The organism is Pectinatus haikarae (genome assembly GCF_015732185.1).
GTDB classification, from domain to species: Bacteria; Bacillota; Negativicutes; order Selenomonadales; family Selenomonadaceae; genus Pectinatus; species Pectinatus haikarae.
Map to the genome: position 1 here is coordinate 58,569 of NZ_WIQM01000009.1, position 11,912 is coordinate 70,480.

Genomic DNA, 11,912 nt, shown 5'->3' on the forward strand with positions numbered 1-11,912 from the left:
GATTTTAGATATTGTTTGTGAATATGTTTAACGGAATATTTTGCAAATGTCATAAAATAGTTAATAGTAATGCATTTTTTATTGATAATTTTAAAAAAAGTATAAAGAAAACCAGCTCCGGCATCACTTTGCCGGAGCTGGTTTTCTCTACAATAAAAACAAATATAATGCAGGTAAATGATAAATATAATCGAAGAATTAATAATAACTTAATGAATTATGCGGAAAAGGGTGTGTGTCTGCTAATGAAACTAACAAGAACTAAGAATTCTAGTAATGCAGTTTTTTATCGTGATACTCAAAAAGGAGGTTTATATATTAGCAATAATTTTGCTGAGGATAAAACTGAAAACATAATAAAAAAATTACCATTTGAAGCATCACTTACGACACGCATTCTATCTAACCCAAATAAAAGAAAATCGTATGATCAATCAAAGAATAATACTACAAAATTTGATCTTTCTAATTTTATTAATAAATTAATAAAATTAGGGAATGTATCACTCCCAGCTATAAAAGGCAATACCTTCGATCCATCAAAATATCTTTCCCTCTATGGATGCAATTTGACCATAGAAAAAGATGGTGAAACACTAGGAAATTTATTAAAAAGGCACTACGAAAAAAATGAGGATATAACAGAAGACTTAAAAATATGGCATTGTGCGCTGCAAGAAAGAATTGCATATAAACAAAAAAAGTTGAAAGAATCTATTAAAAATAATAATATACCTTTTACTGCTGAAACTGATAATAAGGGAGCCATACAAGGACTTAGAGTTCAATGGTTATATTACTTTATAAAAAAAGATGGTATTGATTTTGATTGCCTTAAAAAATACGAAGAATTATATGAGTATGAAAAACTTTATGCTAATTTATGTATTATATTAAATAATTATTACAAAAATAATCTTAATGCAGATAATGTAAGTATCAAAAGCCCCCAAAAATTGGGTGAAATCATATATAGAAATGTTAAAGAATATCATAAAAACTTGTACACAAAGCTGAAGGAAAATCTTTCTGCAAATGATTTGCAAGACTTTAATTTTTATTTAGATGAAATACAAGAATATTTTAGACATTATTTTGGAAGTAATAAAGCTAAAATCAGTCTAAATAAGAAATACAAGGTAGAAAATTTAATAGACAAAAACATTCAGGGAAGTTATCGTTATATATGGATTAAAACCCACTTAGTCAATAAAATAAATGCCTTATTAATTCAAAATGGCAAACTATCGTATTACCTTGATGATAAAAATCTTAATCCCACATCTAATGATCTTTCTGATATACAAATTAAAGAAGCATTTAAAAAACAATTTATTTTATCTATAACATGGGCAATAACTAGACTTAATTACTTTTTTGATTATGGCAGTAATAATTCTGATTTATTAGGAAAAAACGAAGCATCAACTGGTACAAAAATAGAAGGAGACATTCTTCAAGAATTTAATAAAAATTGTACACTAAAAGATATATACGAAAATATACAAAAGAATACTATTACCGATTTTACTGATATCACTTATATTAAATATTTTTTAAACGGATTAATTGAAAACAGAAATAATAATAAAACCATTTTACAAGAAAAATTATGTACATCTTTTCCTCTTAATGCGGAAAATGATATTCAGAATATAGATATAGGAAAACTTCTTGATATCCTTGATGCAGCAAAAGATAGTATCGAATATCTACGTAATAATATTATTCATTACAAAAAAGATTGTCTGTATACGTTAATACAGTCTAATGAAATAGTTAATAGAAACTATTTTTCTCAAATAAAAACATTATTTACAATTGATAAATCACATATAAATGACTATTTCAAAGCTCAATTCCGCAGTTCATTAATTGCTAATATTTTCCCTTTAAAAATTTTAAAACAATTATTTATTAATAATAGGCTTACTTTTCACATCTACGCGCCAAAGTATACGCTAATGCCATCTTTTCGCAATATATATAAACGAGGTGTAAATCTATGTAGCATGGATAAGAATAATATTAGGAAACTTAGTTGGTATAATACGCCGGATTTAATTGATAACGACATTTATAAAAAATGGCAAGCGTATAAAAATTTATTACAACTTATTTATGAGCACAGTTTTCTTCCTGCCATTAAAAATGAGAAAAATGGGGAAGCCCTAGTCACTAATTTTATAAATGAAACAATTACTATGAGTGAAAAAGTACTTAAATATAATGAAAACACACCTGGCATTAGCCAGCAAAACAAATATTCCCGCTATAGTAGTATGAATAAATACAGATGGGGACAAAGTTTAGCTAATTATATGGCGGAACTTCAAAGACTACAATCCACCAAAGAAAGTAATAAACATGACGATATAAATAATAGCCCGAAATTAAAAAAGTTACAATTAAGGGGAAAAAATAACAATGATAAAAATTATTATATAGATTTTGTACAAGACATTTTTGTACGTGCTTTTGATAATTATCTTGAAACCAGACTTGGCAGCAATGTAAAAAATGAATTGCAATCAATATTTAACAAGGATTTTATATTGCCTAAAGGAAATGAATCAGAGGACACTCTCAATGAACTTTTTAATAAACAAAATCCTATTCTGTATATGCAAAATGATTTATCTATAACAAATTATGAAGATAAAAAGCTTTGCTTATTATTTTATCCTTTCTTACGTATGCTAGAAAAAAGAGAATTAGCAAATCTCCAACATCAAGTTATCCGCTATCGCTGTTCATTAGATAAACGTGATAAAAATAAACTTAGTAAGGAGAAATGTGATGAATACAGGCAATCAGAAAAGCTTGAGCAATTAATAGCTATGCTAATTTTTACATTTCCAGACCATATAAATGAAGATAAATGTTATGAAGATATGGTTAACAGACATTTCAGCAGATTTATTGGTGGCAATATTAAAGATTATATTGATCTATACTATCAAAATGATTACAAAACGCCTATTCAACAAAAAAGTATGCTGGCACTTATGCGTTCAGGAGCATTGCCGCTTTACTCCGATATGTTTCGCATTAATGGCAAGCCTATATATGAAATTACTAAACAAAATTATGATAAATATAAAGAAGATTGTTTACTTGGTACTGATCTAATATCTCCTATTGAACAGGTACAAGAAACTTTAAGAAAACTTCATGACACATTATGCAAGTTAGGCCCGAAAAATACAAATAATCTTAAAACAATAAATGAATATAGGAATTCTTTAGCACTTCAAAGTAAATATATAAACTTGCGACGTAAAGTTACATTTGATTTACTATATGAAATACATATTGTCCATGTAGAAATACTAAGTCGGTTAGCAAGTTTTGCAATAGATTGGGAAAGAGATATGTATTTTCTATTGTATGGTCTAAATAATTTCGGTATAAAACGTGGAGAAAAAATACTGGATTTGAACAAAGATAATATCGACAGTATATATAATTATGAAGGCTCAAAAATACCTATATTTATAAAAACATTAAAAGAAAATGGTAGAAATATATTATCTCAATTTTACTGGTGTAATTCTTCTAAAAAGTTAACTAAAAATGATTTTTTAGTTATATTACGTCCGCGGAATGCTCTTGCGCATTTTAATCATATGACACAAATGAAACAAGGTAATGAAAACCAACCAAGCATTATTGAACTTTTACCCTTGTCTAGCAAATTACTACATTATGATTTAAAACGTAAAAACTCTATAACTAGAGTATTAAAAGAAGTTCTGAAAAAGCATCATATTACTATTTCTTTAAAAAAGTGTGATCTAAAAAATACTGAATTAGAAAAATATAATAGTGACGAATATAAACTTATTTCTGTTAAAAGTGATTCTATTAATTATCTAAAAAATCTTAATAAGAGTATTCCTATTCAAGCTAAAGATGACATTTTTATTGATTGTATTGAAAAATTATTAACATTTTCATATAGTGACAGTCAAAATAATAGTTAGTGCTGAAATAATTGTGTAAACCTCCAAAGGGTAGGTAAAATAAAACTAATATTGGAGAAAGTAAACATGAAAGATTAACAAACAGAACCAGCCAATTACTTCAAACAACGAACAAAAGCTTGTGCTTACTTCTGGCAGAAAGGTTGAGCCCTGCAACTTGTGCCGGAGTCAAACTGTTAAGAGCGCAATGAAGGCGGACAAAATTGTAAACTACGAATCCAAGCTTTTCAGCCAGTTCCGGGCGCACTGCCAATTTCGCGTGCGCTGCTATAACCCGGCATCAGGCTATAAAAAAGGAATATCGAGAGAAATGCTGGCTGCTATGCCCGCGCCAATCTCTTTGTTCCCGTACCAAAGTTCAACGACCGGGAAAAATATAATCGGCTTCTGTGTGCACATAAGATAAAAACTGCCGAACCCCATTACTAAAAAGGCGAGAGAACCCATATACTGTTTGCTGCTGATAAAGCCGCATTGCAGCCCTTGCCGGCAGACCCTTTCAATATTTTTCTTTATGAATAGCTGAAAGCGGATGGTTATGGCAAGATTTGCCTTGACGGGAAGCATTATTATTCCACCAGGATTGGTGAGTTTTTTAAAGAAGAAGGCACGCCCAAACAGGCAGAAATTCTCTTGTGCAGGTACTTTCGTGCGGTTTTTTCATCTATTTCGAATTCTCGGGCGATTTATTAATAAAAACGTTGATTTATGCAAAATAACATATTATATCTAAAAAATGTAAACCCCTAATTTTTGGGGGAGGTGATTTTATGTTTAATCAGAAAACACGGCCCATCATTATTATTGCACTCGTTACCGCAGTCTGTCTTATTGGAGATTCCATGCTTTATGTTGTCCTCCCAACGCATTGGCAAGATATGGGACTATCCTCACTATGGCAAATTGGAATTATTCTATCTGTTAATAGGTTAATCAGGTTACCTTTAAATCCTTTAGTTAGTTACCTATATCGAAAAATTAGTGCCCGAAACGGAATTTTAATTGCCCTTCTGCTTGCTATAAGCACCACTGCTGGTTATGGTATAGTAAATAATTTTTATATATTTATTCTATTACGTTGTATTTGGGGATTTGCTTGGACTTTTCTTCGCCTGGGTGCATATTTTACAATTATTGACTACTCTACTGACCAGAATCGTGGAAAATGTATGGGATTATATAATGGCTTATATAGACTCGGAAGTTTATTTGGCATGTTATTTGGTGGAATATCCGCCGATTTTTTTGGTGTTAAAATTACATCTTTTACCTTTGCATTTTGCTCACTAATCTGTATTCCTGTCATTTTTACTTATATTAAAAAGTCATCCAGAGGAATGGTTGCGGAACAAACTGAGAAAGAATCTAATTTTTCATTTTTTGAAAATACGCATATTCTCCCTACATTATGCATTGGTTTATTTATTTCTATGATTTATCAAGGGATGTTTACCTCAACGCTCAGCTACTTAATCGAATTGCATAATAATTCGAATATTTCTATAGGCTTTTTTATAATCGGAGCTGCATCTTTAGGGGGAATTATACAAGCTATTCGTTGGAGCTGGGAACCTTGGCTGGCTCCCTTATTAGGCAGTCTTACCGATCAAACACAAGGAAGATATTCTATATTGATTATTTCAACTGCAATAGCTTCTATATCTTTCTCCATTATTTCTTTCAATATGCCACTAGCGGTTTGGCTGGCACTCCTATTAATTTTGCAGATAACCGCCACCTCTTTAACTACGATTGCAGATGCTTTAGCCGCAGATATTGCCATAAATTCAGCAAAAATAAAAATCATGACGCTTTATTCTCTACTCATTGATTTAGGTGCAGCATTAGGACCAATGCTTGCTTATTTTATGAATCAATATTTTAACCCTTATGCTTCTTATTGGGGTGCCGCATGTATTTTATTGATTATCACATTAAAATATTCTACTAAGGCAGTATCCCTCAAGAAATTTTCTCATAGATAGCGATATTTAACCTGAAGATGTACTTGCAGCTCTCGAAATCTGAGGAAAATAAACCTTACTTAAATAGCTGAAAACTTCACCATAAATATTTTTATAATGGCCTCATAAATTAAAACATTTTTCGCACACGCTTATAATGAACCTGATATACTTCTGTCTACGATAGACGTTTTAAGGAAATGGACGGACCGGGTTCAGAATTGGGGACAAATACGGTTGCAGTTATCTGTTTTTTTCTCTGATAAAGTAAAATCGGCTTTATCTTAACTGGCAAAAACCACAAAACTATTTATAGGCCATAAATCTTTGTTCTGCATTAATTCTCCTATTATAGACAAATATATATCAACATGCTAAAATATAGTATAACTATGTGATAGATATTAAACATTGCTCATTAGGAGGGTTATTGTTTGAAATTAACTATTTTAATGATAATAGATGCAGTTATCGCAATCGGATTGATAGTTTCCGTCCTTATGCAGGAAGGAAAAAGCGCCGGTATGGGCGGTCTTTCCGGTGAGACAGATACGGTCTTCAGCAGCAAGGCCAGAGGACTTGACGCCTTCATGGCGAAAGTAACTGTATTATTTGCTATTTTATTCGGTATTATAACTATAATAATAGCTAAGATGACTGCATAAAAAATGTTCTCTATCAGTTGATAGAGAACATTTTTTATGCAGTTTAATTTCATTATACGCAAATATTATAAATTATTGGAGGCTAATTATGATTATGCGTGGTGCTGAGCCTTTTTTCCTTTCCGGAGGGAAACAGGGCATACTGCTTATACATGGCTTTACAGGCTCCCCCGCCGAGATGCTTCTGCTGGGGAAACATCTTCATCGCGTTGGTTATACCGTTATGGCTGTCCGTTTATGCGGACATGGAACTACACCAGACGATATGGCACGTACTGTCTGGAAAGATTGGTATCATTCTGTATGCGATGCATATTATCTGCTCAAAGGACAATGTGTTTCTGTTTCTGTCATTGGCATGTCAATGGGAGGCGCACTTGCACTCATTTTGAGTACTGAATTTCCCGTGAAAAAAGTTGTGTCTCTTAGTACCCCCATATTCATTTGCGCAGAAAGAGGCATCGATTTATTACCGCCGCGCAAAGCATCCAAAAACATATATTTTCCCAAGATGAGACGTCGCCGTTTTTCTTCAGTACCGTCATACTGTGACATAAGCTACAAAAAAATGCCGCTTATATGTATTCATGAATTACTGGATTGCATACAGCATTTAAAGAGAAATCTGGCGAGGGTAAGTGTTCCTGTTTTTATAGTCCAAAGTAAAAATGACCACACTGTCGATGAAAAAAGCGGCCGATATATTTATGATAAAATTAAAAGCAGCTCAAAAGAAATTTTACAGCTGGAAAAATCCGGTCATCTGGTAATACTTGACATGGAAAAAGAGACTGTTTTTAGCGAAATAGAAAAATTTATGCTCCGGCATTATTGATTTTAATAGAACTGAATTTAAGGAGATAATATGCAACTACAAGAACGAGTTTTGGATTATATGGAAAACAAGGCTTCCCGTCCGGTAAGCGAAGAAGATATAGCTACCGGTCTTCAGCTTAATAATGAAGAGCTTATACAATTGTTCACCGTTTTAGATAATTTGGAGCTGCAGGGGCTCATCGTCCGCAACCGCAATGATCTCTGCGGTATTCCGTCACAAATGAATCTGGTCATCGGCAGACTTTCCATGAACAGTAAGGGGTTCGGCTTTATCATACCGGATGACCCTGTTGAAGCAGAAAAGGGAGATGTATTTATTCCGCCGACATTGCTTAGCTGTGCCATGAATAATGACAAGGTAATCGCCCGCTTAAACGAGAGTACTCTTAGCGGACGTTCCCGTGAGGGAGAAATAATCAGAATTCTGGAACACTCCAACAGCCAGATAGTAGGGACATTTGAAAAAAGTACCTCTTTCGGTTTTGTTACTCCAGATGATAAAAAACTTACACAAGATATATTTATTCATAAACGTAATTTCAATGGTGCCTCAGTTGGAACGAAGGTAGTAGTTCAAATAACCAGATGGCCTAAAAAAAGGCAGAATCCTGAAGGGAAAATTATAAAAATACTAGGGAATATCAATGATCCCGGTATTGATATTCTTTCAGTGGTCCACCAATACGAACTGCCATTGGATTTCCCTGATGAAGTAAAATGTGCCGCTCAGAAAATTCCCTTGGCTGTTTCGGAAAAAGACTGCAAAAAAAGAACTGATCGCCGCATGTTAACAGTGGTCACTGTGGACGGCGAAGATGCCAAAGATCTTGACGATGGTGTTTATGCAAAAAAACTTGATAACGGCAATTTCTTTTTGGGTGTTTATATCGCTGATGTCAGCCATTATGTCCGCGAAAACTCGCCGCTTGATCTGGAAGCCAGAAAAAGAGGCACAAGTGTCTATTTGGCAGACAGGGTCATTCCCATGCTCCCGACACGCTTATCCAACGGTATATGCAGCTTGAATGCGGGAGAAGACAGGCTGTCGATGGCAGCTGAGATGGAGTTGGATATTAACGGCAGCATTGTCTCCTATGAGATTCTTCCTACTGTCATTCATGTGTACAAAAGATTGACTTACGATATTGTCAACGAAATTCTTGTGGATAAAAATACCGAAACGACAAAAAATAATGAAGATATACTGCCTCTCCTCAATACACTGCTGGAAGTGCGCAATATATTGAAAAAACGCCGTAATACGCGCGGATCAATAGATTTCAGTATTCCGGAAATAAAGGTAAAACTGGATGAAAAAGGTACTCCTGTTGCTTTATTGAAAAGAATGGGTTCGCTGGGGGAATCTATTATTGAAGAATGTATGCTTGCCGCCAATGAAACGGTAGCCAAACATATGTTTATGAAAAAAACACCATTCATTTACCGTATACATGAACAGCCGGACAAAGAAAAAATTGCTGCACTCAATGAGCTGCTGTCAGCTTTTGGGCTGCATATAAATAAAAATACAGAAACAGCTTCCATAGAACCAAAATCTATACAGCAGGTTTTAGCTAAGGTCGTCGGCGAAAAGGAAGAGAAAATAATTTCTTCCGTTGCCCTGCGCACAATGCAGCAGGCACGGTACTGCGATGAAAATTTTGGTCATTTTGGTCTTGCCGCAGAATATTACACACATTTTACATCACCAATACGCCGTTACCCTGATCTGATAGTGCATCGACTCCTCACAGAAATACTGCCGACCGGAAAAATTTCCGCATCACGCACAGAACAGTTGAAAAAGCTGCTTCCTGAAATCGCACTCAGTTCTTCTGTACGTGAGCGTATAGCGGCAGACGCGGAACGCGATACCATAGACATGAAAAAGATAGAATATATGACACGTTTTGTAGGAGATGAATTCCAAGGAGTAATAAGCAGTGTTACCTCCTTTGGCATATTTGTGGAACTGGATAACGGTGTAGAAGGATTGATACACGTTTCCAGTATGGCCAATGATTATTACGAATATGTTGAAAAAGAATATGCCCTCATAGGCAGGCGTACCAACACTATCTATAAACTGGGTGATATTGTAGAAGTCATTTTGATGCGTGCCGATGTAAAAGAACGCATGATAGATTTTGTCCTGAAAGATAATGGCGTTTATAATGATATAAAACATAAAACTGAGAAAACAGGCACTTCCGGCAGCAAATCTGTAAAAAATAATAAGAAAAACATTGGTCACGGACAACATAAAAATAACAGTGGAAATATTACAGCCCACGGGCACGGTATAAAAAAACGGAAAAGAAAACCGATACGCAAATAATACTCTGCTGTCGCAAACAAAAAATTAATAAATACTAATTCCTTAAGGAAAGGAATAACAATGGGACAGAAAAATACGAAAATGAAAATAGTCTGCGAAAACAGAAAAGCCCGCCATGACTATTTTATACAGGAAACATATGAAGCCGGCATAGCCTTGGTCGGTACAGAAGTAAAAGCTTTGAGGGAAGGAAAGGCAAATCTTAAGGATAGTTTTGCCTTAATAAGAAACGGCGAGGCATTTCTGGAAAATGTCCATATAAGTCCTTATGAACACGGAAATATTTTTAATCATGATCCGCTGCGCATAAGAAAATTACTTATGCACAAGGCTGAAATAGTAAAATTGTTCAGTAAAACACAGGAAAAGGGCCTTACACTTGTTCCTCTGAAAATATACTTTGTCAAGGGAAAGGCCAAGGTGGAACTGGCCCTAGCTTCCGGCAAAAAGAATTATGATAAACGGCAGTCCATAGCTGAAAAAACCGCTAAAAGAGAAATTGACAGAGCGCTGAAAGAACGGCAAAAATATTAATCAAACCTTGAAACTGCTGTTTTTTCAAATATTGAACAATAAGGGGCCCGCTTGGATGAATACACACGAATTATTGACAAAAGTAAAAAACGGGGAATTATCCGTGGACGCCGCGGAACAATTTTTTCGCCGCAAGCCATTTGAAGATATGGGTTATGCCAAACTGGATACTCACAGAAAACTGCGTATGGGATTTGCCGAGGTCGTTTTCTGCAGCGGTAAGGCAGATGATCATCTAAAAAATATATTTACCCGTCTGTACGAAAATGAAGGCGAGGTTTTTGGAACGAGAGCCTCAGAACAGCAATATGCGCTGATCAAAAAGCTTTATCCTCAGGCCGATTATGATCCTTTGTCTAAAGTGATAAAAATAGAGGACCGGATAAAACCGCACAAAGGAAAAATTGCTGTGTGCACTGCAGGAACAGCTGATATATCGGTGGCGGAAGAAGCCGCCCAGACGGCTGAATTTTTTGGGTCGCATGTAGAACGCATTTATGATGTTGGAGTGTCAGGTCTGCATCGTCTTCTGGCCCGCCTCGACATTATCCAAACGGCTAATTGTATAGTTGCTGTTGCCGGCATGGAGGGAGCTCTTGCCAGCGTACTCGGCGGGTTAGTTGATAAACCGGTTATCGCTGTTCCCACCTCTGTAGGCTATGGAGCCAATATGCATGGTCTTTCCGCTCTTTTGACAATGATCAATTCATGTGCCAACGGAGTCGCCGTGGTAAATATTGATAATGGTTACGGAGCAGGGTATTTATCAGCACAAATCAATAAAATTGCTTACACAAAATGATTTATCGTTTCAAGCAAACAGGCATCATAGAAAAGAACCGGTTCTTTTCTATGATGCCTGTTTGCTTTTAATTTTCTATTGTTCGGCTGAGCCTGCCAAAAAACTCATCCATATCTTCCGGGTACCAGCAGTGACCACTTATTTGCGGAATTATATGCACAGCCAGCCAATTTGACCGTTCATCCGCATTGTCATTATTATTTATCAGTTCTTTTTTCAGATCCACCGAAAAATCAGTCATCTCATCTGTCGGCTGTGCCGCATTAAATCGCTCGACCAATTCGTCTGCCAATGCTGCGGAAAACTCTTCCGGTGAGAGTTTTCCGGCACTAAGTTCTTCAGCTTTTACACTTTTTACGGCTGCGTCTATCAGATCACTGTAGTTTACTTTGCTTATGGATACTGTGGCAGATGCCTTATCCCCATCAATTTTTATATCACTTATTTGAATCTTTCGCTTTTTATTCATTACCAGTTCCGCTTCTATCAATTGATCTATTTTCTCATCAGACAATCTGCCGCGGAATTCATTCTTGAAATATTGTCTATTCAGATTCTGATAATTATCCTTCCATTCATTCTGAACAGTACTGCTGCCCATGCCGACCTTAGCGGCATCTGTGAAATCATTTTTCAAATTTATCTGCGTAAAAATCAACAGCGATTCCTGCACATCCGTATTAAAAAAAGTGTATCCCCTTGCCGAATAAAAAAATATACCACAAACAATGATGATAACGATCAGTAACATATTTCGTCTACTTTTATTCAAAATTCTGCCCCGCT

General features: G+C 35.0%; 10 protein-coding genes. 7 read left to right on the forward strand and 3 right to left on the reverse strand.

The window, feature by feature from the left end; translation table 11 throughout:
• Positions 1 to 245: 245 nt before the first annotated feature.
• The gene (cas13a, locus tag I6758_RS07310) at positions 246 to 3,986 is read left to right on the forward strand and encodes a type VI-A CRISPR-associated RNA-guided ribonuclease Cas13a (protein ID WP_196604557.1); all 3,741 of its coding nucleotides are present in this window, start codon (positions 246 to 248) and stop codon (positions 3,984 to 3,986) included.
• A gap of 100 nt (positions 3,987 to 4,086) precedes the next feature.
• On the opposite strand, the gene I6758_RS07315 is transcribed toward cas13a, so the two are convergent.
• Together I6758_RS07315 and I6758_RS07320 are read right to left on the reverse strand one after the other, a co-directional pair.
• Positions 4,087 to 4,239, reverse strand: a complete 153-nt coding sequence (locus I6758_RS07315; protein ID WP_196604558.1) for a hypothetical protein — start codon at positions 4,237 to 4,239, stop codon at positions 4,087 to 4,089.
• A gap of 32 nt (positions 4,240 to 4,271) precedes the next feature.
• Positions 4,272 to 4,553: a hypothetical protein gene (locus I6758_RS07320; protein ID WP_196604559.1), complete on the reverse strand. Its 282-nt coding sequence runs from the start codon at positions 4,551 to 4,553 to the stop codon at positions 4,272 to 4,274.
• A 203-nt stretch (positions 4,554 to 4,756) separates the two neighbouring features.
• Between I6758_RS07320 and I6758_RS07325 the strand changes: the two genes are divergently transcribed.
• The 6 genes from I6758_RS07325 to larB all read left to right on the forward strand — a co-directional run bounded on the left by I6758_RS07325 (position 4,757) and on the right by larB (position 11,126).
• On the forward strand, positions 4,757 to 5,971 hold the full coding sequence (locus tag I6758_RS07325) for an MFS transporter (RefSeq protein ID WP_196604560.1): 1,215 nt from the start codon (positions 4,757 to 4,759) through the stop codon (positions 5,969 to 5,971).
• Positions 5,972 to 6,402: 431 nt separating this feature from the next.
• Positions 6,403 to 6,615, forward strand: a complete 213-nt coding sequence (gene secG, locus I6758_RS07330; protein ID WP_196604587.1) for a preprotein translocase subunit SecG — start codon at positions 6,403 to 6,405, stop codon at positions 6,613 to 6,615.
• Between the two features lie 88 nt (positions 6,616 to 6,703).
• A complete protein-coding gene (locus I6758_RS07335) occupies positions 6,704 to 7,450 on the forward strand; it encodes an alpha/beta hydrolase (RefSeq protein WP_196604561.1) in 747 nt (248 codons plus the stop codon).
• A 30-nt stretch (positions 7,451 to 7,480) separates the two neighbouring features.
• Positions 7,481 to 9,790, forward strand: coding sequence for a ribonuclease R (gene rnr / locus I6758_RS07340; RefSeq protein WP_196604562.1), 2,310 nt, complete (start codon positions 7,481 to 7,483; stop codon positions 9,788 to 9,790).
• A gap of 60 nt (positions 9,791 to 9,850) precedes the next feature.
• Positions 9,851 to 10,324 carry an SsrA-binding protein SmpB gene (gene smpB, locus I6758_RS07345; protein WP_196604563.1) on the forward strand — a complete coding sequence of 158 codons (474 nt, stop codon included), beginning with the start codon at positions 9,851 to 9,853 and terminating at the stop codon, positions 10,322 to 10,324.
• 55 nt (positions 10,325 to 10,379) lie between these two features.
• Positions 10,380 to 11,126 (forward strand): nickel pincer cofactor biosynthesis protein LarB, encoded by a 747-nt coding sequence (gene larB / locus I6758_RS07350; RefSeq protein ID WP_196604564.1) that lies wholly within the window; start codon positions 10,380 to 10,382, stop codon positions 11,124 to 11,126.
• A 67-nt stretch (positions 11,127 to 11,193) separates the two neighbouring features.
• On the opposite strand, the gene I6758_RS07355 is transcribed toward larB, so the two are convergent.
• On the reverse strand, positions 11,194 to 11,898 hold the full coding sequence (locus I6758_RS07355; protein ID WP_196604565.1) for a DUF5105 domain-containing protein: 705 nt from the start codon (positions 11,896 to 11,898) through the stop codon (positions 11,194 to 11,196).
• Positions 11,899 to 11,912: the final 14 nt, after the last annotated feature.